23 protein-coding genes are annotated in these 24,034 nt (G+C 68.6%); 20 read left to right on the top strand and 3 right to left on the bottom strand.

The annotated features are described in order from the left end of the window. Positions 1 to 117: 117 nt before the first annotated feature. The 6 genes from ACIPYT_RS16105 (at position 118) to ACIPYT_RS16080 (ending at position 7,426) form a co-directional block, all read left to right on the top strand. On the top strand, positions 118 to 906 hold the full coding sequence (locus ACIPYT_RS16105; RefSeq protein WP_401076533.1) for an endonuclease domain-containing protein: 789 nt from the start codon (positions 118 to 120) through the stop codon (positions 904 to 906). A 406-nt stretch (positions 907 to 1,312) separates the two neighbouring features. Continuing rightward, positions 1,313 to 4,678: an isoleucine--tRNA ligase gene (gene ileS, locus ACIPYT_RS16100; protein WP_401076530.1), complete on the top strand. Its 3,366-nt coding sequence runs from the start codon at positions 1,313 to 1,315 to the stop codon at positions 4,676 to 4,678. Further along, positions 4,675 to 6,027, top strand: coding sequence for a bifunctional folylpolyglutamate synthase/dihydrofolate synthase (locus ACIPYT_RS16095; RefSeq protein ID WP_401076526.1), 1,353 nt, complete (start codon positions 4,675 to 4,677; stop codon positions 6,025 to 6,027). Before ileS ends, ACIPYT_RS16095 begins: the two co-directional genes overlap by 4 nt. Continuing rightward, on the top strand, positions 6,024 to 6,455 hold the full coding sequence (locus tag ACIPYT_RS16090; RefSeq protein ID WP_401076523.1) for a DUF4233 domain-containing protein: 432 nt from the start codon (positions 6,024 to 6,026) through the stop codon (positions 6,453 to 6,455). Before ACIPYT_RS16095 ends, ACIPYT_RS16090 begins: the two co-directional genes overlap by 4 nt. Position 6,456: 1 nt before the next feature. Then, positions 6,457 to 6,873: a nucleoside-diphosphate kinase gene (gene ndk / locus ACIPYT_RS16085; protein ID WP_400821079.1), complete on the top strand. Its 417-nt coding sequence runs from the start codon at positions 6,457 to 6,459 to the stop codon at positions 6,871 to 6,873. Between the two features lie 166 nt (positions 6,874 to 7,039). After that, entirely contained in the window at positions 7,040 to 7,426 is a 387-nt protein-coding gene (locus tag ACIPYT_RS16080) for a hypothetical protein (RefSeq protein WP_401076521.1), read from the top strand. Positions 7,427 to 7,535: 109 nt separating this feature from the next. Here the strand turns inward: ACIPYT_RS16080 and ACIPYT_RS16075 are convergent, their stop codons facing one another. Continuing rightward, a complete protein-coding gene (locus tag ACIPYT_RS16075; protein ID WP_401076974.1) occupies positions 7,536 to 8,153 on the bottom strand; it encodes a vitamin K epoxide reductase family protein in 618 nt (205 codons plus the stop codon). A gap of 296 nt (positions 8,154 to 8,449) precedes the next feature. Here ACIPYT_RS16075 and ACIPYT_RS16070 point away from each other — a divergent pair, with 296 nt between their 5' ends. Further along, on the top strand, positions 8,450 to 11,011 hold the full coding sequence (locus tag ACIPYT_RS16070; RefSeq protein WP_401076518.1) for an Rne/Rng family ribonuclease: 2,562 nt from the start codon (positions 8,450 to 8,452) through the stop codon (positions 11,009 to 11,011). On the opposite strand, the gene ACIPYT_RS16065 is transcribed toward ACIPYT_RS16070, so the two are convergent. Further along, the gene (locus ACIPYT_RS16065; protein ID WP_401076515.1) at positions 10,973 to 11,242 is read right to left on the bottom strand and encodes a DUF4031 domain-containing protein; all 270 of its coding nucleotides are present in this window, start codon (positions 11,240 to 11,242) and stop codon (positions 10,973 to 10,975) included. The genes ACIPYT_RS16070 and ACIPYT_RS16065 overlap by 39 nt on opposite strands. Positions 11,243 to 11,454: 212 nt before the next feature. Here ACIPYT_RS16065 and rplU point away from each other — a divergent pair, with 212 nt between their 5' ends. From rplU to ACIPYT_RS16010, 11 genes are all read left to right on the top strand, one after another. Further along, complete coding sequence (rplU, locus tag ACIPYT_RS16060; protein WP_050723826.1) at positions 11,455 to 11,763, top strand: 50S ribosomal protein L21; 309 nt, start codon at positions 11,455 to 11,457, stop codon at positions 11,761 to 11,763. A gap of 18 nt (positions 11,764 to 11,781) precedes the next feature. After that, positions 11,782 to 12,039 (top strand): 50S ribosomal protein L27, encoded by a 258-nt coding sequence (gene rpmA / locus ACIPYT_RS16055; RefSeq protein ID WP_017202370.1) that lies wholly within the window; start codon positions 11,782 to 11,784, stop codon positions 12,037 to 12,039. A 75-nt stretch (positions 12,040 to 12,114) separates the two neighbouring features. Continuing rightward, a complete protein-coding gene (gene obgE, locus ACIPYT_RS16050; RefSeq protein ID WP_401076513.1) occupies positions 12,115 to 13,617 on the top strand; it encodes a GTPase ObgE in 1,503 nt (500 codons plus the stop codon). Further along, the gene (gene proB / locus ACIPYT_RS16045; RefSeq protein WP_401076510.1) at positions 13,614 to 14,399 is read left to right on the top strand and encodes a glutamate 5-kinase; all 786 of its coding nucleotides are present in this window, start codon (positions 13,614 to 13,616) and stop codon (positions 14,397 to 14,399) included. The genes obgE and proB overlap by 4 nt, the downstream gene beginning before the upstream one ends. Positions 14,400 to 14,408: 9 nt before the next feature. After that, positions 14,409 to 15,662, top strand: a complete 1,254-nt coding sequence (locus ACIPYT_RS16040) for a glutamate-5-semialdehyde dehydrogenase (protein WP_401076508.1) — start codon at positions 14,409 to 14,411, stop codon at positions 15,660 to 15,662. Positions 15,663 to 15,728: 66 nt separating this feature from the next. After that, complete coding sequence (locus tag ACIPYT_RS16035) at positions 15,729 to 15,953, top strand: hypothetical protein (protein WP_401076506.1); 225 nt, start codon at positions 15,729 to 15,731, stop codon at positions 15,951 to 15,953. Between the two features lie 6 nt (positions 15,954 to 15,959). After that, positions 15,960 to 16,562: a nicotinate-nucleotide adenylyltransferase gene (gene nadD, locus ACIPYT_RS16030; RefSeq protein WP_401076504.1), complete on the top strand. Its 603-nt coding sequence runs from the start codon at positions 15,960 to 15,962 to the stop codon at positions 16,560 to 16,562. Next, a complete protein-coding gene (locus ACIPYT_RS16025; RefSeq protein ID WP_401076501.1) occupies positions 16,559 to 17,884 on the top strand; it encodes a hypothetical protein in 1,326 nt (441 codons plus the stop codon). Before nadD ends, ACIPYT_RS16025 begins: the two co-directional genes overlap by 4 nt. Further along, a complete protein-coding gene (gene rsfS / locus ACIPYT_RS16020) occupies positions 17,884 to 18,264 on the top strand; it encodes a ribosome silencing factor (RefSeq protein WP_401076498.1) in 381 nt (126 codons plus the stop codon). The genes ACIPYT_RS16025 and rsfS overlap by 1 nt, the downstream gene beginning before the upstream one ends. A gap of 1 nt (position 18,265) precedes the next feature. Further along, positions 18,266 to 18,955 (top strand): SDR family oxidoreductase, encoded by a 690-nt coding sequence (locus tag ACIPYT_RS16015; protein WP_401076496.1) that lies wholly within the window; start codon positions 18,266 to 18,268, stop codon positions 18,953 to 18,955. A 102-nt stretch (positions 18,956 to 19,057) separates the two neighbouring features. Further along, a complete protein-coding gene (locus tag ACIPYT_RS16010) occupies positions 19,058 to 19,342 on the top strand; it encodes a hypothetical protein (protein ID WP_401076493.1) in 285 nt (94 codons plus the stop codon). A gap of 21 nt (positions 19,343 to 19,363) precedes the next feature. Here the strand turns inward: ACIPYT_RS16010 and ACIPYT_RS16005 are convergent, their stop codons facing one another. Then, positions 19,364 to 21,019, bottom strand: coding sequence for a dipeptide ABC transporter ATP-binding protein (locus ACIPYT_RS16005; RefSeq protein ID WP_401076490.1), 1,656 nt, complete (start codon positions 21,017 to 21,019; stop codon positions 19,364 to 19,366). Between the two features lie 167 nt (positions 21,020 to 21,186). On the opposite strand from ACIPYT_RS16005, the gene ACIPYT_RS16000 reads away from it, so the two are divergent. Next, positions 21,187 to 22,395: a dipeptidase gene (locus ACIPYT_RS16000; RefSeq protein ID WP_401076487.1), complete on the top strand. Its 1,209-nt coding sequence runs from the start codon at positions 21,187 to 21,189 to the stop codon at positions 22,393 to 22,395. Continuing rightward, complete coding sequence (locus ACIPYT_RS15995) at positions 22,395 to 24,014, top strand: ABC transporter substrate-binding protein (RefSeq protein WP_401076484.1); 1,620 nt, start codon at positions 22,395 to 22,397, stop codon at positions 24,012 to 24,014. The genes ACIPYT_RS16000 and ACIPYT_RS15995 overlap by 1 nt, the downstream gene beginning before the upstream one ends. Positions 24,015 to 24,034: the final 20 nt, after the last annotated feature.

Genomic DNA, 24,034 nt, shown 5'->3' with positions numbered 1-24,034 from the left:
AGTTCTCCCCGGATGCGGGGATCTCGAACTCCGACCGGACTGATCCGCATTCAGACTGAGCCGATGCGAAGAGATATCGGCACGGTGGTCGACGCACTGCGGGGTAGCGACGGTGTCATGCGGACGCGCACTCTGCAGCAGCTCGGGTTCACTCCTCGTGACATCCGCTCAGCCGTCGAGTCGGGAACAGCCCTTCGTCCACGGCGCGGATGGCTGGCGCTGCCGTCGGCCGAACCGCTACTCCTGTTCGCGGCGACGCACGGCGCAGTGATCACCTGTCGCTCGCAGGCGAGGCGCCTGGGGCTGTGGGTGCACGATCCCAGTGGACCTCCGCATGTCGCGGTCGGCGCGAACGCTGACGGTGGTCGCCGCATACCGGCGCGCGTCCATTGGGGGAGCCCGGTCATCCCTCGGCATCCGGATGCGCTCGTCGACCCGATCGAGAACGTGCTCGCCCACACCGCGGAGTGCGAACCGTTCGAGCAGGCGCTCGCGACGTGGGAGTCGGCGCTCAACAAGTCCCTCGTCACACTCGACGCGCTGCGGAACTACGCGTGGAAGCCGACCGCGCGCGAACTCATCGCGCACGCATCGCCGTTCGCGGATGCGGGACTCGAGACGTATCTGCGGCAGCGACTGCGCTGGCTCCGCGAGCCCATCCGCGTGCAGATCTGGATCGCCGGGCACCGCGTGGACACGCTCATCGGGGATCGTCTCATCGTGCAGATCGACGGCGCCCACCACGTCGGCGCGCAGCGCAGCGAGGACATCCGACACGATGCCGAGCTCCGGCTCATGGGGTTCCACGTCATGCGCGTCTCATACGCCCAGGTCATGTTCGACTGGCCGACGGTTCAGGACCTGATCATGCGCGCGGTGGCGCAGGGACTTCATCGGTCCCGATGAGCCGGCGCTTCGCTCGGTCTCCTGCTCTTGCGTCGGCCGAATCCGCGGCGTATGGCCGAGGGAAGCGTAGAAGGCCGAGATACCGTGCGGGGGCAGGAGACAGGGGAGACGGGGAGACAGGGGAGACAGGGAGACGGGGCGACAGGGGGCAGGGGAGGGAGACGTGCGCGTACAATGGAGGCACGAGCATCGATCCGGCCATCACCGGGGAGCTCTCGGAAGAACACTTCGGCCGGCTCAGTGCAGGCGGGAGCAAGTAGAACCGAGCGGGGCAGGCCCGTCACAGCCGCAGTGAGAGTGGTCCCGCCGTGAGGCGCGGCACGCGAGGTGGTACCGCGGTCCCCGGAACGACACGCCGGACGGATCGTCCTCGCAGCAGCATCCGCCACGACTCCTGCGAGACGACATGACCTACCCTCGTTCCTCCTTCGGCCCCGCCGCCGACCAGGCAGCCTCCGTCGCCCCGAGCCCTCGGTTCCCCGAGATCGAGCGCGAGGTGCTCGACTTCTGGGAGCAGGACGACACGTTCCGCGCCTCGATCACGCAGCGCGACGGCGCCGACGAGTGGGTGTTCTACGACGGCCCGCCGTTCGCGAACGGCCTGCCGCACTACGGTCATCTGCTGACCGGCTACGCCAAGGACGTCTTCCCGCGCTTCCAGACCATGATCGGCAAGAAGGTCGACCGCGTGTTCGGCTGGGACACGCACGGTCTTCCGGCCGAGCTCGAGGCCATGAAGCAGCTCGGCATCACCGAGAAGAGCGAGATCGAGGCGATGGGCATCGACGTCTTCAACGAGAAGGCGCGATCGTCGGTGCTGAAGTACACGCACGAGTGGCAGGACTACGTCACGCGGCAGGCCCGGTGGGTCGACTTCGAGCGCGGCTACAAGACGCTCGACCTCGGCTACATGGAGAGCGTGCTCTGGGCGTTCAAGACGCTGTACGACAAGGGCCTCGCCTACGAGGGCTACCGGGTGCTGCCGTACTGCTGGCGCGACGAGACCCCGCTGTCGGCGCACGAGCTGCGCATGGACGACGACGTGTACCAGAACCGCCAGGACCCGTCCGTCACGGTGACCTTCCCGCTCACGGGAGCGAAGGCCGAGGCGCTCGGGCTCACCGCGGTGCGGGCCCTCGCGTGGACGACCACGCCCTGGACCCTCCCGACCAACCTCGCGCTCGCCGTGGGTCCGGACATCGAATACGTCGTGCTGCCCGCGGGTCCGAACGGCGCCGCCGACGTGCACGCGGCCGCCGGATCCTCGGATGCCGTGGTCGAGGCCTCCGCACACCGCTATCTGCTGGCGCGCGAGCTGCTCGCCGGCTACGCGAAGGACCTCGGCTACGAGAGCCCCGACGACGCGCTCGCCGCGGTCGATCAGACGGTGCGCGGATCCGAGCTGCAGGACGTCACCTACGACCGCCTGTTCGACTACTACGCGGATGCCGACACCTACGGCACCGAGCACGCCTGGCGCATCCTCGTCGACGACTACGTCACGGTCAGCGACGGCACCGGCATCGTGCACCAGGCTCCGGCCTACGGTGAGGACGACCAGCGGGTGGCCGGCGGAGCCGGCATCCCGACGATCCTGTCGCTCGATGACGGCGGCAGGTTCCTCCCGAACGTCACCGACGTCGCGGGGATGCTGTGGATGGACGCCAACACCCCGCTCATCCGCCTGCTGCGCGGCGAGGGCCGGCTGCTGCGCGAGCAGAGCTACGTGCACTCCTACCCGCACTGCTGGCGGTGCCGGAACCCCCTGATCTACAAGGCCGTGTCGAGCTGGTTCATCCGCGTCACGGACATCAAGGACGACATGCTCGCGAACAACGAGCAGATCACCTGGGTGCCCGAGAACGTGAAGCACGGCCAGTTCGGCAAGTGGCTCGAGGGCGCGCGCGACTGGTCGATCAGCCGCAACCGCTACTGGGGTTCGCCGATCCCGGTGTGGAAGAGCGACGACCCCGAGTACCCCCGCGTCGACACCTACGGCTCGCTGGAGGAGCTGGAGCGGGACTTCGGCACGCTGCCGCGCAATCCCGAGGGCGAAGTCGACCTGCACCGTCCGTACATCGACGACCTCACCCGGCCGAACCCCGACGACCCCACGGGGAAGAGCACGATGCGCCGCATCGAGGACGTCTTCGACGTATGGTTCGACTCGGGATCGATGCCGTACGCCCAGGTGCACTACCCGTTCGAGAACCAGGAGTGGTTCGACTCGCACGCACCGGCTGACTTCATCGTCGAGTACATCGGGCAGACCCGCGGCTGGTTCTACGTCATGCACGTGCTGTCGACCGCGCTGTTCGACCGCCCGGCGTTCACGGGTGTCAGCTGCCACGGCATCGTGCTCGGCAGCGACGGGTACAAGATGTCGAAGTCGCTGCGCAACTACCCCGACGTCTCCGAGGTGCTCGACCGCGACGGCTCCGACGCGATGCGCTGGTTCCTGATGTCGAGCTCGGTGCTGCGCGGCGGCAACCTCGCGGTGACGGAGGAGGGCATCCGCTCCGGTGTGCGCGAGTTCCTGCTGCCGCTATGGAACTCCTGGTACTTCTTCGCGACGTATGCGAACGCGGCGAACGACGGCGGGTACGAGGCGCGGTGGCGCACCGACTCCACCGACGTGCTCGACCGCTACATCCTCGCCCGGCTCGGCGATCTCGTGCGCGAGGTGCGCACCGATCTCGAGGGGCTCGACTCCACGACGGCGTCGGCGCGTCTGCGTGACTTCGCCGAGGTGCTCACGAACTGGTACATCCGTCGTTCGCGCGACCGGTTCTGGGAGGGCACGTCGACGGAGGCGTTCGACACGCTCTACACCGTGCTCGAGACGCTGTGCCGCGTGGCCGCGCCCCTCGTGCCGCTCGTGAGCGAGCGCGTCTGGCAGGGGCTCACCGGTGGACGAAGCGTGCACCTGCAGGACTGGCCGGACGCCGACGCGTTCCCCGCGGCGGACGACATCCGCGATGCGATGGATGCCGTGCGCGAGCTGTCGAGCGTCGGAAACGCGCTGCGAAAGAAGGAGAAGCTGCGCGTGCGGCTGCCTCTCGCACGTCTCACGGTCGTCTCGCCGCTCGCCGACACCCTCGGCCAGTTCGAGGACATCCTCCGCGAAGAGCTCAATGTGAAGGCCGTCGAGCTCGTCGCCCAGTCCGACACCACGGCGGTCGACTACGGCATCAGCCACCGTCTGAGCGTCAACGCCCGTGCGGCGGGTCCGCGCCTCGGCAAGAACGTGCAGACCGTGATCAAGGCCGCGAAGGCGGGCGACTGGTCGGAGGCCGGCGGCGTCGTGACCGCGGGTGGCATCGCGCTGGAGCCCTCGGAGTACGACCTGGTGCTGGAGACCTCCGGACGTCCGGAGGGCGAAGCGCTCGCATTGGTCCCCGGCGGTGGGTTCATGCTGCTCGACACGGCCACGACCCCCGAGCTCGAGGCCGAGGGGCTCGCGCGCGACGTGATCCGCGCCGTGCAGGAGACGCGCAAGAACGCCGGCTTCGACGTGAGTGACCGCATCGCACTGGTGCTGGACTTCGCCGACGAGGTCGAAGCACGGGCCGTCGCCGATGCTTTCTCCGTCGCCGACGTCGACGGCGAGACCCTGTCGGTCGCCTATGCGGTGCGCGTGGGCGACACCGTCGTGCTCGCAGCGGGCGAGCTGCCCGTCGGGCACGAGTTCACCGCTCCCGTTCCCGCGGGAACCTACGCCAACACCGGCGACATCACCATCGGCGTGAGCCGGATCGGAGCCTCCGCATGAGCGCACGCGACAGAGCGGATGCCGTCTACGAGACCCTGCTGAGCCGCGCCGGTGAGCGCTGGGTGCAGCCGCGCAAGGAGCGCACGGCGCGCATCCTCGAACTGCTCGACGATCCCCAGCGCACGTACCGGGTCGTGCACATCACCGGTACGAACGGCAAGACATCGACCGCGCGCATGATCGAGAGCCTGCTGCGCGCGCACGGCCTGCGCACCGGCCTGTTCACTAGTCCGCACCTCGAGCGCTTCACGGAGCGGATCATGATCGACGGCGAGCCGATCGCCGACGAGGCCGTGGCGGACGCCTGGGACGAGATCGAGCCGTTCGTCGGCATCGTCGACGCCGAGCTCGAAGCCGCGGGTGAGGAGCCCCTGACGTTCTTCGAGCTGCTCACGGTGCTCGCTTTCGTGGCCGTGGCCGACGCCCCGGTCGACGTGCTGGTGCTCGAGGTCGGCATGGGAGGCGAGTGGGACTCGACGAACACGGCCGACGGCGACGTCGCGGTGTTCGCGCCGATCGACATCGATCACGCCGACCGCCTCGGGAACACGATCGCCGAGATCGCCCAGGTCAAGGCGGGGATCATCAAAGAGGGCGCAGCGGTCGTCTCGGCTCAGCAGTCCGAGGAGGCCGCTGACGTGCTGCGTCGTGTCGCCGCCGAGCGGAACGCCACGATCGCGTTCGAGGGCACGGACTTCGGACTCGGAGAGCAGAAGCTCGCGGTCGGCGGTCAGCTCATCAGCATCCGCGGGCTGGCGGGGGAGTATCTCGAGGAGTACCTGCCGCAGTACGGCGCTCACCAGGGGCACAACGCGGCCCTCGCGATCGCCGCCGTCGAGTCGCTGATCGGCGGCGCGCAGCAGCGCATCGCCGATGACATCGTGTCGGAGGGGCTGCAGGGGGCGACCTCGCCCGGACGCCTGCAGCTGGTGGGCGTCGCGCCGACCGTCATCGTCGACGCCGCACACAACCCGCACGGCGCTGCGGCCCTCGTGCAGGCGATGGACGACAGCTTCGACTTCGACGAGTGGGGCGTGGTGCTCGGCATCCTCGCCGACAAGGATGCCGCAGGCATCGTCGCACGCCTCGCGCCGGCTGCGGCGCACGTGTTCGCGACGGCACCGGACTCCGATCGCGCCAGCGACGCCGACGCGATCGCCGACCTGGTCGAGGCCACCGGCCACCGCGCCACGGTGCACCCGACCCTTGCGGAGGCGGCCGACGCCGCACGCGAGTGGGCAGCGTCGTCCGATCGTCGTGCCGTCGTGATCGCCGGCTCGGTCGTGCTCGCGGGGGACGCCATCGCGCTCTCCGAGGAGGAGGACTGGAAGTCGGGGTGGCGCGCATGAGTGCCGACTCCACGCCCGCACGCCGCCCCCGCCCGCCGAGGACGCTGGTGCAGAAGCTCGCCCCCATCGTGCTCGGGTTCGAGTCGATCGTGGTGTTCCTCGCCGGGCTCACGATCTTCGGGCTGAAGACGCTGCCCGCCGGCATCCCGCAGTGGTGGGGCATCGTGGCCGGCGGCATCGTGGGCCTCGCCTGCATCGCCGTCGCCGGCATGATCACGAAGCCCTGGGCGATCACGGCGGGATGGGTGATCCAGGTGGTCATCGCCCTGTCGGCGATCCTCGTTCCGGCGATTCTGCTCGTCGTCGTGATTTTCGGCGGCATGTGGGCGTATGCGACGATCATGGGGGCCCGTCTGGACGCACGACGTCCGGACGCGCCCGTGACCGAGGCTCAGACAGAGACCACGACTCAGACAGAGAGTGAATGACATGGCCACCGAAGAAACCCTCGTCCTCGTCAAGCCCGACGGCGTCGCCCGCGGCCTCACCGGCGCGATCCTGGCGCGCATCGAGTCGAAGGGGTACGCCCTCGTCGACATCCGCCTCGTCGAGCCCGACCGCGACCGTCTCGCCGCGCACTACGCCGAGCACGAGGGCAAGCCGTTCTACGAGCCGCTGCTCGAGTTCATGCTCTCCGGCCCGTCGGTGGCGATCCGCCTGGCCGGCAACCGTGTGATCGAGGGCTTCCGCTCGCTGGCCGGCACGACCGACCCGACCACCGCCGCCCCCGGCACGATCCGCGGTGACTTCGGTCGCGACTGGGGCCTCAAGGTGCAGCAGAACCTCGTGCACGGCTCCGACAGCCCCGAGTCCGCTGCCCGCGAGCTCGGCATCTGGTTCGACTGACGCGATTCACGACGAAGCCCGCCGCACATGGAGTGCGGCGGGCTTCGTCGTGTACGGGATCGGGTCAGGACAGCGCGTGCTGTGGATGATATATCGGTTGAGTCGACGGAGGTGCCTATCGTCTAGATCTTGAACGCGGAGTGTCCGCGAAGAAATGGAGGCAGTGATGAAGAATCGACTTGGGATCGCGGCAGGAGTCGCCTCAGGGCTACTGATCGCCACGGGGTTCCTCTCGTCGCCCGCTGCGATTGCAGATTCGGCTCGCACGATGGTGACGGACGGATCGCCGGCTGCCACGGTGTCATACAACTCCGGCAGGAACTCCTTCACGATCACGGATCGGAAGGCCGATGGATTGGGCGTCCACGTTGAATACAGCTTCACGGGGATCGCAGGAGTGAAGAACCTCATGAACAAGCAGGGATCGGGGAAGACCACGACGACGTCGATTTCAGTACCATCGGGCGCCACGGAGATCCGCTGGAGGATCAGGCTCTACAACGGCGACACTCTGATGAAGACTGATCCCTTGCTCGTTTCTGACAAGCCTTGATTTCGGGTGCACCCGGCGGAGCCGGGGCGCCGCCTGTTCGACGGTGGCGTAGGTTCCAGTGGAAGCCCGCCGCACGCATCGTGCGGCGGGCTTCGTCGTGTGCGGAGGGTCAGAAGATCAGTCCGATGACCTCACTGAGGAGGTCGAGCCCGCGTAGCTGAACGAGAAGGATGACGAGCGCGAACGCGAGGATCGTCGCCAGAGGGACCCACGCCATGAGACTATTCGCTCGCACCTTGGCCTTCTCGTTGCTCGTGAACGTGCCGTTTCGGGTCAGATGCACCATCGTGGCAATGAACGTGGGGATGGTGACTGCCCACGTCAGCATGCACCAGGGGCACAGCACTCCGAGATTCGGGGCATAAAGGCTCTGCCAGATCAGCCAGCAGACGAAGCCGAACGCGAAGGTGACGCCGGCCCCGAACCCTGCCCAGAACCATCGTGGGAAGCGCGCGCCCGCGAGGATCGCGATGCCGACCACCACGGGCGCGGTCCAGAGCGTCAACCCGATGATCGGATTCGGGAAACCGAAGATCTCGCCCTGCCAAGAGTCGAGATTCTTCCCGCACTGGATCATCACGCTGACGTTACAGCTGAGGGCTGCTTGGGGATCCTCGAGTTGGATGAACTTGTCGATCGTGAGCTGGAAGGCGGCGAACCAGCCGACGACCCCCGCGATGATCAACCAGACGGCGTAGACGGTGGGGCGGGTGCGCTGCTCGCTCATATGTGGATTATCACAGCGATCGCTATGGATCGGGCGAGAGGCGGGCCGGAGAATATCGCGTCGCCGCGGCTCGCGCGATCGGGCGGATGCCGCGAACTCGCGCACTTGGTGCGATAATGGCCTGTGATGCACCGCTCGACCCCGTCGAGACACGCATCGACGCAGACTTCGGGGCCGTATGCCCCTCGCGACCAGAGCCCAGAGCCGGTCGCACACCGAATGAGTTCGCGGCACCTGCGGGAGCTGCATGAGAATTCGCGGAGCACCTGGTGCACCGCGCGAGGAGTACGCCAGAGATGGCCGATGAGAACAATGACTACGACGCCCCTACCCTCGACCTCCCCGCGGATGCGGACGCCCCGGCGCCCGTGACCGCAGAGGCTCCCGAGGAGCCGACCTCGGAGGAGACTCCCGCCGCGGAGGCTCCTGAGGCGTCTGACGACGCGGTATCCGCCGAGGTCGCACCTGACGCTCCTGTGGACGAGGGGGACGTCACCACGGCCGCTCAGCAGCCCGAGGAGACTGCTCCTGCCGGAGAGGCGACACCTGCCGACGCCGAGAGCGCAGACGCTGCCGAGTCGGACGCGCCGGTCGCGGACGCGAAGCCCGTCGACGCCGAGAAGCCGGCAGAGGCGGCGACGCCCGTCGACGCTGAGAAGCCGGCCGAGGCCGCGGCTGAGAAGCCGGCCGACGCCGAGAAGCCGGCCGAGGCTGAGGCTGAGAAGCCGGTCGAGGCCGCGCCTGCGAAGCCGGAACCCGTGACCGCCGTCTCGCTCGGCCTCCTTCCCGAGGTGTTCGTGTCGCAGGTGTCGACCCGTCTGGCCTTCTACGCCCCCGAGGTCGTCGTGCTCCCGGCACGCCCCGGGCGCGACCGCGCTCCCGAGCGCGATCTCGACCGCGACTCCGACGAGCCGACGAGCGGGCGCCGCGGGCGTCGTCGCCGCGGCGGCTCCGACGACGGCGATCAGCGCGACGAGCCCCGTCAGCCGCGCCAGCGCGTCGTCGAGTACATCACCGAGCCGAAGGCCATCAAGGGGTCGACCCGTCTCGAGGCCAAGAAGCAGCGTCGCCGCGACGGTCGGGACGCCGGCCGCCGTCGTCCCGTGGTCACCGAGGCCGAGTTCCTCGCGCGTCGCGAGTCGGTCGACCGCAAGATGGTCGTCCGCGCCAAGAACGGCCGCACGCAGATCGGCGTGCTGGAAGACGGCGTGCTCGTCGAGCACTACGTCGCACGCAACCAGGACGCCTCGCTGATCGGCAACGTGTACCTCGGACGCGTCCAGAACGTGCTGCCGAGCATGGAGGCCGCGTTCGTCGACATCGGCCGTGGCCGTAACGCCGTGCTGTACTCCGGCGAGGTCGACTGGGACGGCGTCGAGCTCGGCAACCAGCCGCGCCGCATCGAGCTGGCGCTCAAGGCCGGCGACCGCGTGCTCGTGCAGGTCACCAAGGACCCGGTCGGGCACAAGGGCGCCCGACTGACAAGCCAGATCTCGCTCCCGGGTCGCTACCTCGTGTACGTGCCCGGCGGGTCGATGAACGGCATCAGCCGCAAGCTCCCCGACAACGAGCGCGCACGCCTGAAGCGCATCCTCAAGGAGGTGCTCCCCGAGTCCTCCGGCGTGATCGTGCGCACGGCGGCCGAGGGCGCGACGGAGGAGCAGCTCACGCGCGACGTGCAGCGTCTCACCACCCAATGGGAGCACATCCGCAAGACCGTGGAGAACCAGCAGGCACCCGCGCTGCTGCACGCCGAGCCCGACCTCCTGGTCAAGATCGTCCGCGATGTCTTCAACGAGGACTTCACGAAGATGCTGATCCAGGGCGAGGACGCGCAGCGCACGATCCGCGCCTACCTCGAGAGCGTCGCCCCCGACCTTCTCGAGCGCGTCGAGTCGTATGAGGACGAGGTCGACCCGTTCGACGCGTTCCGCATCACGGAGCAGATCGAGAAGGCGCTCGACCGCAAGGTCTGGCTGCCCTCGGGTGGCTCGCTCGTGATCGACCGCACCGAGGCCATGACGGTCGTCGACGTCAACACCGGCAAGTTCGTCGGCTCCGGCGGCAACCTCGAGGAGACGGTCACCAAGAACAACCTCGAGGCGGCGGAGGAGATCGTCCGCCAGCTGCGTCTGCGCGACATCGGCGGCATCATCGTCGTCGACTTCATCGACATGGTGCTCGAGTCGAACCGCGACCTCGTGCTGCGGCGCCTCATCGAGTGCCTGAGTCGCGACCGTACGAAGCACCAGGTGGCCGAGGTCACCTCGCTCGGCCTCGTGCAGATGACCCGCAAGAAGCTAGGCCTCGGGCTGCTCGAGACCTTCAGCGAGGCGTGCGAGGTCTGCGCCGGCCGCGGCGTCATCGTGCACCACGACCCCGTCGTCAAGCACCGTTCGAACGGCGGCAACGGGAGCGGTAACGGCGGGTCCTCGTCGAACCGTCGCCAGCGCGGCGGCGGCAACGGCCAGAACCAGACCTCCGCTCCGGCAACTGGCACGACGCACAGCATCCCCGAGGGTGCCAAGTCGGCACTCGCGCAGATCGCGGCCTCGTCGCGTCCTGCGGCCGCAGAGGATGCCGTCGAGACCGCGCCCGCTGCGGTCGCGCAGGCGGATGCGCCTGCCGCGCCCGAGCGTGCCAAGAAGCCCCGCAAGAAGCGCGGCTCCGACCGCAAGGGGCCGAAGTCGCAGGCCGAGCAGCTGCTCGACTCGGTGCTCGACGCCCTGCCCGAGCCCAAGGCGCCCGGTCAGGGGAGGGGGCGTCGGCGCGTCACCACCGCCGCGCTCACGGGTACCCCTGTCTCGGTGAACTCGGAGTCAGCGGCGCCGGTCGCGGCCCCGGACTCGGAGTCCTGAGGCGATCAGCCGACGCACCAGCTCCTTGCCCGGGACGTGCACAGCGCCGGCGGCGATGAGCCGTGGCAGGGCGTCCTCCGGGACGTCGTAGTGGTCGAGGTCGAAGGCGCGCGCGGGGAGGTCCTGCCCGCGCGCGAAGGCGTGCAGTTCGTCGAGGCTCTCGTCGCTCACGAGGTGCGCCCACAGGCGCCCGTGGGCGGGCCAGAGCGGGTCGTCGACGAGAACGGTCATCCCGTCAGCCTACGACCGGACACGCGGCCCGGCGCGTTTTGCGACACCGCACGGCATCCGGTAAAGTAGTCCCTTGGTGCGCATGCCGCGTCGTCCCCGACGGTCGAAGCGGAGAGTCTTGCGTTCGCGCCCGTCGCTCTGCGGCGCATGCAAGCAACAGTCTTCCCGTGAGATTCTCGGAGCCTCGCGCTCCCCAACGAAACAGGTATGAAGTGGTTTACGCAGTAGTGCGCGCCGGTGGGCGGCAGGAGAAGGTCGAGGTCGGCACGATCGTTCAGCTCGACCGTGTTCAGGCTGCACAGGGCGAGAAGATCGAGCTGGCCGCCGTGCTGCTCGTCGACGGCGCCACGGTGACCACCGACGCTGACAAGCTGGCGAAGGTCAAGGTCACGGCTGAGGTTCTCGGCAACCTCCGCGGCCCGAAGATCGTCATCCAGAAGTACAAGAACAAGACCGGTTACAAGAAGCGTCAGGGCCACCGCCAGGAGCTCACGCGCGTCAAGATCACCGGCATCAAGTAAGACCGAGGAGACCAGGACATGGCACACAAAAAGGGCGCAAGCTCCACCCGTAACGGTCGTGACTCCAACGCACAGCGACTGGGCGTCAAGCGCTTCGGCGGACAGCAGGTCCTCGCCGGCGAGATCATCGTCCGTCAGCGCGGCACGCACTTCCACCCCGGCGTGAACGTCGGCCGTGGCGGCGACGACACGCTGTTCGCTCTCGCCGCCGGTGCGGTCGAGTTCGGCGCGAAGGGCGGCCGCAAGGTCGTCAACATCGTCGCCGCTGCTGAGTGATCACAGCACGACGCTAGACATCCGAATCGGGGCGGGCTTCGGCCCGTCCCGATTCTTTTCTGCAAGGAGAGAGACATGGTCACCTTCGTCGACACCGTGACGCTGCACCTGCGTGCGGGCAAGGGCGGCAACGGCTGTGTCTCGGTCCACCGCGAGAAGTTCAAGCCGCTCGGCGGACCCGACGGCGGCAACGGCGGCGACGGCGGCGACATCGTGCTCGTCGCCGACTCGCAGACGGGCACTCTGCTCTCGTACCACCACTCGCCGCACCGCAGCTCGGGCAACGGTGGTCCCGGCATGGGCGACCACCGCGCCGGTTTCATGGGGGAGGACCTCGTGCTCCCCGTGCCGGTCGGCACGGTCGTGAAGAACGCAGCGGGCGACGTGCTCGTCGACCTGATCGAGCCGGGCGAGCGCTTCGTGGTCGCCAAAGGCGGCTACGGCGGCCTCGGCAACGCCGCACTGGCGACGCCGAAGCGCAAGGCCCCGGGCTTCGCGCTGCTGGGCACGCCCGGCACCGAGAACGACGTCGTGCTCGAGCTCAAGACCGTCGCCGACGTCGCACTGGTGGGGTACCCCTCGGCGGGCAAGTCCAGCCTGATCGGCGCGATCTCGGCCGCGCGGCCCAAGATCGCCGACTACCCGTTCACGACGCTGCACCCGAATCTCGGCGTCGTGCAGCAGGGCGACTTCCGCTACACGGTCGCCGACGTGCCCGGTCTGATCGAGGGGGCGAGCGAGGGACGAGGCCTCGGGCTGGAGTTCCTCCGCCACGTCGAGCGCTGCTCGGCTCTGCTGCATGTGCTCGACTGCGCCACGCTGGAGCCCGGACGCGACCCGATCTCCGATCTCGACGTCATCCTCGCCGAGCTCGCCGCCTACGAAGTGCCCGAGGGGCAGACGCCGCTGCTGGAGCGTCCCCAGCTCGTCGCGCTCAACAAGGTCGACGTACCGGAGGCTCGCGATCTCGCCGATCTCGTGCGCCCCGACCTCGAGGCGCGCGGCTTCCGCGTGTTCGACATCTCCACTGTGTCGCACGAGGGTCTGCGCCCGCTCACCTTCGCGCTCGGCGAGATCGTCGAGCAGCATCGTGCCGAACAGGCCGCCGCCGAGCCCGTGCGCGAGCGCGTCGTCATCCGGCCCAAGGGTTCGAAGAAGGACTTCACGATCCGGGTCGAGGGCGGCACGTACGGCAACGTGTACCGCATCATCGGCGAGAAGCCGGTGCGCTGGGTGCAGCAGACCGACTTCCAGAACGAGGAGGCCGTGGGCTTCCTCGCCGACCGTCTCGAGAAGCTCGGCGTCGAGGACGAGCTCTTCCGGCTCGGCGCGGTGCAGGGATCGACCGTCGTGATCGGCGAGGGCGACAGCATCGTGTTCGACTGGGAGCCGACCATGTCGTCGGCCGCAGAGCTGATGACCGCGCCGCGCGGCACCGATCCGCGCCTCGCCCCGAACGCGCGTCGCACGACGTCCGAGCGCCGCGAGCAGTACTACGAGCGCATGGATGCCCGCGCCGAGGCGCGTGCGGCCGCAGAAGAGCGCCGTCTGGCGACCCGCGACGAGGGCGGCGAGTGACCGCTCGCACGCGCGCGGATCTCGCGACCGCGTCGCGCATCGTCGTCAAGGTCGGTTCGTCGTCGATCAGCGGCGAGTCGTCGTGGCGCATCCCCATGCTCGTGCACGCTCTGGCCTCTGCACACGCCCGCGGCACCGAGGTGATCCTCGTGTCGTCCGGCGCGATCGCGACGGGCATCCCCTTCCTCCGACTGGACGCGCGCCCGACCGATCTCGCGACCCAGCAGGCGGCTGCGGCGGTCGGACAGAACATCCTCGTCTTCCGCTACCAGGAGGCCCTCCGACCCTTCGGGATCGTGGCGGGGCAGGTGCTGCTGACGACGGGCGACCTCGAGAACCCGACGTCGCGCAGCAACGCGCGTCGGGCGATGGAGCGTTTGCTGGGTCTGCGCGTCCTGCCCATCGTCAACGAGAACGACACGGTCGCCACCCAGGAGATCCGCTTCGGTGACAACGACCGGCTGGGCGCGCTCGTCGCGCAGCTGACGAACGCGGACGCCCTGGTGCTGCTCAGCGACATCGAGTCGCTGTACACCAAGCCGCCGTCCGATCCGTCTGCAGAACCGCTCGACGTCATCGAGCCCGACGCCGATCTCTCCGGCCTCGAGTTCGGATCGACGGTCGTCAACAGCGTCGGCACCGGGGGAGCGGCCACCAAGGTGTCAGCCGCCCGCCTGGCCGCGGCGTCGGGGATCGGTGTGCTCGTGACGAGCGCCGATCTCGTCGAGAAGGCCCTGTCGGGTGCCGAAATAGGAACCTGGTTCGCCCCCGCCCTCTCCTAGACTGGGCGGATGACCGACCAGACCCCGCAGGTGCGTCTCGAGCGCGCCAAGGAGGCCTCGCGTGCCACCGCCGCGCTCACCAGCGACGACAAGGAGCGCGCGCTCGAAGCGATCGCGACGGCGCTCGAGCGCGAGTCCGTCCGCGTCATCGCCGCGAATGCGCTCGACATCGATCGCGGCCGTGCCGAGGGGATCGGCGAGTCGCTCATCGACCGCCTGCGTCTGGATGAGACGCGGGTCGCCGCTCTGGCGGCGGCCGTGCGCCAGGTGGCGGCGCTGCCCGACCCCGTGGGGCGCGTGGTCGGAGGGCATCGGATGCCGAACGGCGTCGCCCTCGAACAGGTGCGCGTCCCGTTCGGCGTGGTCGGTGCGATCTACGAGGCCAGGCCGAACGTGACGGTCGACATCGCCGCCCTCGCGCTCCGTTCCGGCAACGCCGTCGTGCTGCGCGGCGGCAGCGCTGCTCGGGAATCGAACACCGTGCTCGTCGAGGTCATGCGCGACGCGCTGGCGGGCATCGGCATCACCGCCGAGGCGATCCAGACCGTCGACGACTTCGGCCGAGACGGCGCGAAGGCGCTCATGCACGGCCGCGGGTTCATCGACGTCCTCGTCCCCCGTGGCAGCGCCGCCCTGATCGAGACCGTCGTGACCGAGTCGACCGTGCCCGTGATCGAGACGGGCGCCGGCAACGTGCACATCGTGCTCGACGAGAGTGCGCCCGACGACTGGGCGCGCGACATCGTCGTGAACGCCAAGGTCCAGCGCCCCAGCGTCTGCAACGCGGTCGAGACCGTGCTCGTGCTGCGTCAGGCCGCACCGCGGCTCATCCCTCTCGTCGCGAGCGCGCTGCAGAGCGAGGGCGTCGCGATCCACGGCGACGACATCACGGCGGGTCTCGTCTCGAACGTGATCCCGGCGACCGATGAGGACTGGGCGACCGAGTATCTGAGCCTCGACGTGGCGATGAAGGTCGTCGACTCCCTCGAGGACGCGCTCGACCACATCCGGCGTTACAGCACGGGTCACACCGAGTCGATCGTCACCACCGATTCCCGCAACGCGGAGCGATTCCTCGCGGAGGTCGACTCGGCCGTCGTGATGGCCAACACCTCGACGCGCTTCACCGACGGCGGCGAGTTCGGCTTCGGCGCCGAGGTGGGGATCTCGACCCAGAAGCTCCACACGCGTGGGCCGATGGGGCTTTCCGAGCTGACCAGCACGAAGTGGCTGGCGCGTGGAGCAGGGCAGACGCGCGGCTGAGGGCTAGACTAGGGGGCGCTGAGGCGCCGGAGGCGCCACGCCCGCCAGCCACGAAACGGAGCAAGGATGAATCTCGTCGCACAGATCGCGATGGCCGCAGCCGAGACGGAGCACCACGGCAACGTCGCAGCCGAGACCGTGATCTTCGGGATCATCGCCGCGATCGTGTTCGCCTTCCTCGCACTGGTGACCCTGTCGTACAAGAACGTCGCCAACCGCCACTCCGCCAAGGCCGAGGCCTGGGCCGAGAAGCACGGCAAGCACGGACACGAGGCGGGACACGGCCACTAGGCCCGCATGAACGACACGACCTCGCGCCCTGCGCGCATCGGTGTGATGGGCGGCACGTTCGATCCCATCCATCACGGCCACCTGGTCGCCGCGAGCGAGGTCGCGCACTCCTTCGATCTCGACGAGGTCGTCTTCGTCCCCACCGGGCATCCCTGGCAGAAGTCGCGCGTCACGCCCAGTGAGCATCGCTACCTCATGACGGTGATCGCCACGGCGTCGAACCCCCAGTTCACGGTCAGCCGCGTCGACATCGACCGCGAAGGCCCCACGTACACGATCGACACGCTCCGCGATCTGAAACGCGATCGTCCCGACGCCGAGCTCTTCTTCATCACCGGCGCGGATGCCGTGGCGCAAATTCTCAGTTGGAGGGACCATGATGAGTTGTGGGAACTGGCCCACTTCGTCGCGGTCTCACGTCCAGGACACGTCCTGAGCACTGACGGCCTCCCGAGCGACGACGTCAGCCAGTTGGAGGTCCCCGCGCTGTCGATCTCGTCGACGGCCTGCCGTGAGCGGGTCCGTGACGATCAGCCGGTGTGGTACCTCGTCCCCGACGGAGTCGTTCAATACATCGCGAAGCATCATCTGTATCGGAGCAAGGCATGAGTACATCGGATCAGAACGGGCAGGGTCCGCTGACACGAAAGCAGCTGCGGGAGATCCGACTGACCGGATCCACGCCGGTCATCTCGCCGGACGAGGCCGCTGAGGCCGCAGCCGCCGCCGCGGCGACCCCGCCCGCGCCTCCGGTGCCCCGCCCCGCCGCGCCCGCGGACGTGCCGCCGGCGCCGTCCGACGAGACGACAGACGACTCCCGGCTCACTCGCCGCCAGATCCGCGAGCGCGAGCGTGCCGCCACCGCATCCGTGCCGGTCGTGGACGAGACGGCTCCCGCCGACGCGGAATCCGCCGACGCGGAATCCGCCGACGCGGCACCCGTCGACGCGGCACCCGTCGACGACGTCCGGCCGGCCCCCGCGGAGGCGCCGGCGATCGTCACGTCCGTCCCTGCTTTCGCCCCGGCCGCTCCCGTCGAGGAGCCTGCTGCGTCCGACGAGCCGGAAGTCGTCGAAGAGCCTGTCGTCGAAGAGCCCGTCGCCGCCGAGCCGTCCGCTCCTCTCGAGGTCTCGCAGGACGAGCAGGCCGAGGAGACCGTCGACGAGGAGATCGTCCTGGCGCCGGTCAGCGCGTCGGCGAGCGTGGATTCGGTGGGCGAGGTCCCGATCGCGCCGTTCGCTCCCGTCGAGCACGAGGTGCCCGCCGACGCCGAGGTCTCCGATGACGAGGACCCGGTCGCTGCGGTCGCCGCGCTGGGCATCGAGATGGAGCCCGAGCAGGAGCCGGCCGCAGACGAGCCCGACCCGGACGATGTGCTCTCCGACGTCGCCGACTCCGACGATGTCGACGTGACCACCGGCGAGCGGCCCACCGTGAACTCGGCCTTCGGGCAGGACCTCCTCGCCGACGCGTCCCCGGAGCCGCAGAAGCCGTTCGCGCCATCGTTCGACGAACTGCTGACGGTCGGCGACTCGACCGGATCGCACCGCGCGGGCAACACGCTGATCTTCACCCCCGGTCCCGGCGAGGGCTCGCTGTCGGGCCCTGTCGCCTCGACCGGCGAGATCCTCGTCACCGGGTCGTACGAGCTGCCGAAGGGCTTGGGATCGCGCGGTCACTCCGACGGCACCACCGACGGCAAGGAGGTGGATGCCGTGCTGATCGACGGCGAACTGCCCCCCGCCTCGTCGCCCACGCCGATCGCCGCGAGCTCGGCGATCAGCACGATCAAGCCCGCCGGTGAGGTCATCCGTCCCCCGGTGCCCGAGAAGGGCAACCGGCTCACCCTCATCCTCGCGATCGTGACGGGCGGTCTGGCGCTCGCTGTCGGCGTCGTCGTCGTGATCGCCCTGACCACGAATGTGTTCTGATGCAGTCACCTGAATCCGCTGTCGAGATGCTGCAGATCGCGGCCGACGCCGCCGTCTCGAAGGGCGGCGAAGACCTGGTCGCGCTCAACGTCTCCGAGCCGCTTCCTCTCGTCGACATCTTCCTGCTCGTCACCGGCAACAGCGAGCGCAACGTCGCTGCGATCGCCGACGAGGTGGAGGACAAGCTCATCGAGGCCGGCCACAAGCGCGTGCGCCGCGAGGGGCGGGCGGAGGCGCGCTGGGTGCTCCTCGACTTCGGCGACCTGATCGTGCACGTCTTCCACCAGGAGGAACGGGTCTACTACGGCCTCGAGCGCCTGTGGAAGGACTGCCCGGTCGTGCCGTTCGAGCTCGCAGAGCCCACTGCCGATCGCGCCTGACGTGCGCACGCACCTGATCACGGGTGCCGGTTCGGGGATCGGCGCCGTCGTGGCCGGCCGTCTCCTGGAGCGCGGCGACCACGTCGTGCTCCTCGCGCGGGACGCCGGTCGTGCACGCGAGATCGCCGCTCAGCACCCCGGCGCGACGACGATCGTGGGCGACCTCGCGCAGCCGGGGCGTCTGTCCTGGGCGTTGTCGAAGCAGGCGCTGCCCGAACGCATCGACTCGATCATTCATGCGGCCGGTGTCGTCGACCTCGGGCCGGTCGCCGACCTGCCCGCGGCGCTCTGGGAGCAGCAGCTCGCCGTCAACCTCGTCGGACCCGCCGAGCTCACCCGGCTGCTCCTGCCGCTGCTCCGGGTCGCGCGAGGCCGCATCGTGTTCGTGAACTCCGGAGCAGGTCTGCGCGCGAACGCGGGGTGGTCGGCGTACGCCGCGTCGAAACACGGTCTGCGAGCCCTCGCGGACGCGCTGCGCGCGGAGGAGGCTGAGCACGGCATCCTCGTCACCTCCGTCTACCCGGGGCGCACCGCGACACCCATGCAGGAGCGGGTGCACCAGCAGGAGGGGCAGGAGTACGACCCCTCCCGCTTCATCTCACCGGACTCGGTGGCGACGACCATCCTCGCCGCTCTCGACCTCCCGGACGACGCCGCGCTCACCGATCTGACGGTTCGTCCGGCGCGCTGACACGACGCCGCACAGCGCTGTCGAGTTGTCAACGGGCTGTGCTCTGAGCGCGGTTCCCGAGAGGATCTCTCCCAGGGGGAGAGAGTCTTGGAGGACCGTCACATGCCCGGAGATCCGGAGCCACGATACGAGCTCAACCGCATCACTCCGACGGAGTGGGTGATCAACGACCGGCGGTACCCCGAGAACGACCCGCGTCACCTCGTCGCCTGCGTGTACGAGTACGCCGAGACCGAGGTCGAGGTCGTGTGGCTGCGGGACCTGCCCCTCGCCATCCACTACTCCGACGCCTATCAGGTGCTGGAGGACGTCGCCCGCATGCAGGACGCGAGCCGCGCGACGCGTCCGATCGCCATCCCGCACCTTCCGCCGCTGCTCGCGACGTGAGGTCGCGTCAGCAGCCCGTGCTCAGGCGCTGAGCCGGGTACGCCTCGCGAGCATGCCGCGCTCGGCCCGCGTCTGCGGGGGGATCGCTGACAGCAGCGACTGCGTGTACGGATGCTGCGGCGTGCGGTACACGGTCTCGGTGTCGCCGACCTCGACCATGTCGCCGAGGTACATGACAGCGACACGGTCGGCGATGTGCCGCACGAGCGACAGGTCGTGCGCGATGAACACGATGGACATGCCGAGGCGCTCGCGCAGATCGCACAGGAGATCGATGATCTGCGCGCGGATCGAGACGTCCAGCGCCGACACCGGCTCGTCGCACACCAGCACGTCGGGGTCGAGGGCGAGGGCGCGGGCGATGCCGATGCGCTGACGCTGCCCGCCCGAGAACTGGTGCGGGAACCGCGAGGCCATCTCGGGCGAGAGCCCTACGAGATCGAGAAGCTCCGCGACCCGCTCACGTCGGCTCGCAGGGGTTCCCGTGCGGGTCGCGGCCAGGGGCTCCGACACGATCTGCTGCACCGTCATGCGCGGGTTCAGCGACATGTACGGATCCTGGAAAACCATCTGCACTCCGCGTCGCAGCGTCTTGCGGTCGGCGAGCCGGCCGCGCGTGACGTCCTGATCGCGGTAGACGAGCGATCCCGCGTCGGGGGAGTCCAGGCCCACCAGCATGCGGGCGAGGGTCGACTTGCCGCTGCCGGACTCGCCCACGATCGCCAGGATCTCCCCGGCCCGAAGGCTGAGGTCCACACCGGCGACGGCGGCCACGCGATGGGCGCGGCGCCCGCTGCCGGAGCGGAAGGTGCGCTCGAGGCCGGTGGCGCGGAGGATCGGCGCGGATCCGTCGCCGTCTGCTGCGGCGCTCACGTCCTTCGGCATCGAGTTCAGGAGCTGCTTCGTGTACGCGTGCTGCGGGGTCGTCAGCACCTCGTCGGCTGTTCCGGACTCGACGATGCGACCCGTGCGCATGACGGCCACGCGGTCGGCGACCTCCATCACGACGCCGAGGTCGTGGGTGATGAGCAGGATCCCCATTCCCAGGCGCTCGCGGAGCGACAGGAGCAGTTCGAGGATCTGGGCCTGTACCGTGACGTCGAGTGCGGTGGTCGGCTCGTCGGCGATGATGAGATCGGGATCGAGCGCGATCGCCATCGCGATGAGGATGCGCTGTCGCTGGCCGCCGGAGAACTGGTGGGGGTAGTCGCTCACGCGCCGATCGGGCGAAGGGATGCCGACGAGTCCGAGGAGCTCGACAGCGCGCGCCCGGGCGTCGCGGCGGGTCACGCGACGATGCGCACGGAGCAGGTCGATGATCTGGTCGCCGATGCTCAGCACGGGGTTGAGGGCCGACAGGGCGTCCTGCATGACCAGGCTCACCCCGACGCCCCGCAGTCGGCGGTGCTGCTCGGGGGAGAGTGACAGGAGGTCGTCGTCGCCGAGGCGGAGGGTCGTCGCCTCGACGTCTCCGTCGTCGATGAGCCCCATGATCGCTCGCGCGGTCATGGACTTGCCCGAGCCCGATTCCCCGAGGAGCGCGAACACCTCGCCGCGGCGGACGGACAGATCGATGTCGTCGACGACGCGCGTGCTGCGACCGTCGCCGTGCAGCGTGACCGTGAGACCCCTGACGTCGAGGACGGGGCCGTTCTGCGTTGCGGGCGTGTTCTCCATGGGGCCATCATGCCAGCATTACGGCTCTGAAATGTTTCGAACAGGAAACATCTCAGCCGAATTTTCGCAAAGTAGTTGACATGAGTGCCGAAATCATCGAGATTCGAGGAAATCTCCCGTCGTCGGATGGAAGACGCACCCGCACACCGAACCGAAGGAGCGCATTCGTGCTCGAACAAGCTGACCGCTATACCGGCTACACCGCCTACGAGTACCTCGAAGCGGGCAAGGACTACCGCGAGTTCCGCTACGCGAAGCAGATCGGCCGGGTCCCCGCCTACGAGGGGCTCGACCTCAGCGACGCGCAGAAGGAGCGCACCGAGCGCCTGCTGCGCGAGGAGACCGTGATCTCCCTGCACGAGCACGTGCAGGTCTTCCCCGAGGACATGGGCGAGCTTCGCGACCACATCCGCCAGGGCCGGGAACCCACCGGATACCAGGGCCTCGCGCGCTCGGGTCTCACGGCCGTGTTCGACAACGGCATGGACGGCACCTGCTGCATCTCGAGCGACGCCGGGTGGAAGTATCAGGATGTGCTCTTCGACCTCGGCGTGCGCATGGCCGACCTCGCCCACCAGGACTTCGTCATCAAGGCGGAGTCGATCAAGGACATCCGGCACGCGGCCGAGACGGGTCGCGTGGCCCACATCTTCGCGCTCGAAGCGTCGACCATGATCGAGAACGAGGTCGATCGCCTCGACGTGCTGTACGGCTTCGGCGTGCGGCAGATGGGCATCGCCTACTCCGAGGCGAACATGCTCGGCGGCGGGCTCAAGGAACGCGGCGACGGCGGTCTCACCTACTTCGGCGAGCGCGCGGTCGAGCGCATGAACAAGCTCGGCATCGCGATCGACATCTCGCACTCGGGCGACCAGACGTGTCTCGACGTCATCGCGCACTCGAAGGTGCCGGTGTTCATCACCCACGCGGGCGCTCGCGGGCTCTGGCCCACGAACCGCATGAAGACGGACGAGACGATCATCCAGTGCGCGAAGCGCGGCGGCGTCATCGGCATCGAGGCCGCACCGCACACGACGATCTCGCCCCAGCATCCGAAGCATTCGCTGGAGTCGGTCATGGACCATTTCCAGTACTGCGTCGACCTGGTGGGCCTGGAGCACGTCAGCTTCGGTCCCGACACGCTGTTCGGCGACCACGTGGGCCTGCACGACGCGTTCTCGTCGAACCTGTCGCTCGGCCAGGCGCACGCCAACGTCGAGTACGAGAAGCAGCCGTACGTCGACGGGATCGAGAACCCGGCCGAGGCGTTCTACAACATCATCGGCTGGCTCGTGAAGCACGACTACTCCGACGACGAGATTCGCGCCGTCGTCGGTGGGAACACCATGCGCGTCCTCGAGGAGGTTTGGGTCTGATGAAGCACAGCAGGTTCTTGGCGCTCGGCGCCGCCGCGGCACTCGCGGTCGGTCTCGTCGCGTGCGCACCGACGGCGCCGGAGCCGGGGGAGTCCTCCGGGGCCACCGGGCCGAGCGACGAGACGCTCAGCATCGGCACGACGACGGACGTCGTGAACTTCAACCCCGTTCTCGGCAACAGCCGCACGGACTCCTGGATCACCAACCTCATGTACCCGCACCTGCTGAGCATCAGCGAGGACGGGACCAAGGAGGAGCACGTCGCCACCGACTGGGGTTATGTCGACGACACGACGGGGTTCTACGAGATCCGCGACGACCTGACCTGGAGCGACGGGGAGCCGTTGACCGCAGAGGACGTCGCCTGGACGCTCAACGCGGTCAAGCGCGATCAGGCGCCCGGTACCTTCTACGGGCAGCTCGGCAGCCTCGACACCGCGACGGCCGTCTCCGACACCCGGGTCGAGCTCACGCTCACCCAGCCCGACTCCTCGATCATCGACGAGATCGGATTCTGGGGCGTCGTCGTGCCGAAGCACATCTTCGAGCCGCAGGGGTCGATCGCGGAGTTCGCGAACGACGGCAGCACGGGCGGATGGGTCGGCATGGGGCCGTTCATCCTCGATGACTTCCAGGTGGGGCAGCACTACACGCTGAAGCGCGTGGAGGACTACCCGCTCGTCGACGGCGGCGTGCCCGGACCGGCCGAGGTCGTGTACCGCGTGTACCCGGATGTGAACACCGAGATCCTGGCGTTGCAGAGCGGTGAGATCGACGTGATCGCGAACGCCCTGCCGCCCGCACAGGTCGAGCAGCTCAGCAACGCCTCCGGCCTCCAGGTCATCGAGGCTCCGGGGCTGGGGTACGCGCACCTCGTCTACAACATGGAGAAGCCCGACCTCGCGAAGACCGAGGTGCGGCAGGCACTCGCCCACGCGGTGGACTACGAGGCCATCCGCACGGTCGTGCTGCAGGGCCAGGCCGTGTCGACCGGGTCGAGCGCGCTCATGCCGGTGCTGGCGAAGTACTACGACGACTCCGTCACGGAATACGAGTTCGACACCGACAAGTCGCGCGAGCTCATGGAGGAGGCCGGATACACGGCCGACGCCAACGGCACGTTCCCGATCTCGTTCCGCCTGATCTACTCGCTGCAGGACAGCGTGACCAGCCAGTGGGCGCAGCTCGTGAAGGACAGCGCTGCCGAGGCCGGCATCACGATCGAACTGCAGGGCACCGAGCGGAACACCTACCTCTCGATGACCAACGAGGGCGACTACGACATCTACGCCGGCAACTTCGCGATCATGGACGACCCGGTCACGAACTTCGCCCTGTCGTACCTCCCCGGAGGAGCGATCAACTACACCCACGTCGACGACCCCGACCTCAACGCCCTGATCCAGGAGGGCATGGTCACGTTCGACGAGGACGAGAAGATCTCGATCATGCGCGAGGCGAACAAGATCGTGCACGAGCAGGTCTACGACAACATCATGTACACGCAGAACCTGTTCTTCGCCGCCAGTGACGAATGGGCCGGCTTCATCTCGAAGCCGAGCGAGCTGCTCTCGATCGTGAACCCGCTCTCGCTCGCGAGCGCGCACCCGGTCGAGTAACAACCACCGCACATCTCGAG

Source organism: Microbacterium sp. NPDC089695, from assembly GCF_044749085.1.
In the GTDB taxonomy this organism is placed as follows: domain Bacteria; phylum Actinomycetota; class Actinomycetes; order Actinomycetales; family Microbacteriaceae; genus Microbacterium.
This window is presented reverse-complemented; position numbering and strand designations above follow the sequence as displayed.

Bases quoted from the DNA above. Each gene is read 5' to 3' on its own strand.
- ACIPYT_RS16105 (WP_401076533.1), top strand. From the start codon at position 118: ATGCGGACGCGCACTCTGCAGCAGCTCGGGTTCACTCCTCGTGACATC.
- ileS (WP_401076530.1), top strand. From the start codon at position 1,313: ATGACCTACCCTCGTTCCTCCTTCGGCCCCGCCGCCGACCAGGCAGCC.
- ACIPYT_RS16095 (WP_401076526.1), top strand. From the start codon at position 4,675: ATGAGCGCACGCGACAGAGCGGATGCCGTCTACGAGACCCTGCTGAGC.
- ACIPYT_RS16090 (WP_401076523.1), top strand. From the start codon at position 6,024: ATGAGTGCCGACTCCACGCCCGCACGCCGCCCCCGCCCGCCGAGGACG.
- ndk (WP_400821079.1), top strand. From the start codon at position 6,457: ATGGCCACCGAAGAAACCCTCGTCCTCGTCAAGCCCGACGGCGTCGCC.
- ACIPYT_RS16080 (WP_401076521.1), top strand. From the start codon at position 7,040: ATGAAGAATCGACTTGGGATCGCGGCAGGAGTCGCCTCAGGGCTACTG.
- ACIPYT_RS16075 (WP_401076974.1), bottom strand. From the start codon at position 8,153: ATGAGCGAGCAGCGCACCCGCCCCACCGTCTACGCCGTCTGGTTGATC.
- ACIPYT_RS16070 (WP_401076518.1), top strand. From the start codon at position 8,450: ATGGCCGATGAGAACAATGACTACGACGCCCCTACCCTCGACCTCCCC.
- ACIPYT_RS16065 (WP_401076515.1), bottom strand. From the start codon at position 11,242: ATGACCGTTCTCGTCGACGACCCGCTCTGGCCCGCCCACGGGCGCCTG.
- rpmA (WP_017202370.1), top strand. From the start codon at position 11,782: ATGGCACACAAAAAGGGCGCAAGCTCCACCCGTAACGGTCGTGACTCC.
- obgE (WP_401076513.1), top strand. From the start codon at position 12,115: ATGGTCACCTTCGTCGACACCGTGACGCTGCACCTGCGTGCGGGCAAG.
- ACIPYT_RS16040 (WP_401076508.1), top strand. From the start codon at position 14,409: ATGACCGACCAGACCCCGCAGGTGCGTCTCGAGCGCGCCAAGGAGGCC.
- ACIPYT_RS16035 (WP_401076506.1), top strand. From the start codon at position 15,729: ATGAATCTCGTCGCACAGATCGCGATGGCCGCAGCCGAGACGGAGCAC.
- nadD (WP_401076504.1), top strand. From the start codon at position 15,960: ATGAACGACACGACCTCGCGCCCTGCGCGCATCGGTGTGATGGGCGGC.
- ACIPYT_RS16025 (WP_401076501.1), top strand. From the start codon at position 16,559: ATGAGTACATCGGATCAGAACGGGCAGGGTCCGCTGACACGAAAGCAG.
- rsfS (WP_401076498.1), top strand. From the start codon at position 17,884: ATGCAGTCACCTGAATCCGCTGTCGAGATGCTGCAGATCGCGGCCGAC.
- ACIPYT_RS16010 (WP_401076493.1), top strand. From the start codon at position 19,058: ATGCCCGGAGATCCGGAGCCACGATACGAGCTCAACCGCATCACTCCG.
- ACIPYT_RS16005 (WP_401076490.1), bottom strand. From the start codon at position 21,019: ATGGAGAACACGCCCGCAACGCAGAACGGCCCCGTCCTCGACGTCAGG.
- ACIPYT_RS15995 (WP_401076484.1), top strand. From the start codon at position 22,395: ATGAAGCACAGCAGGTTCTTGGCGCTCGGCGCCGCCGCGGCACTCGCG.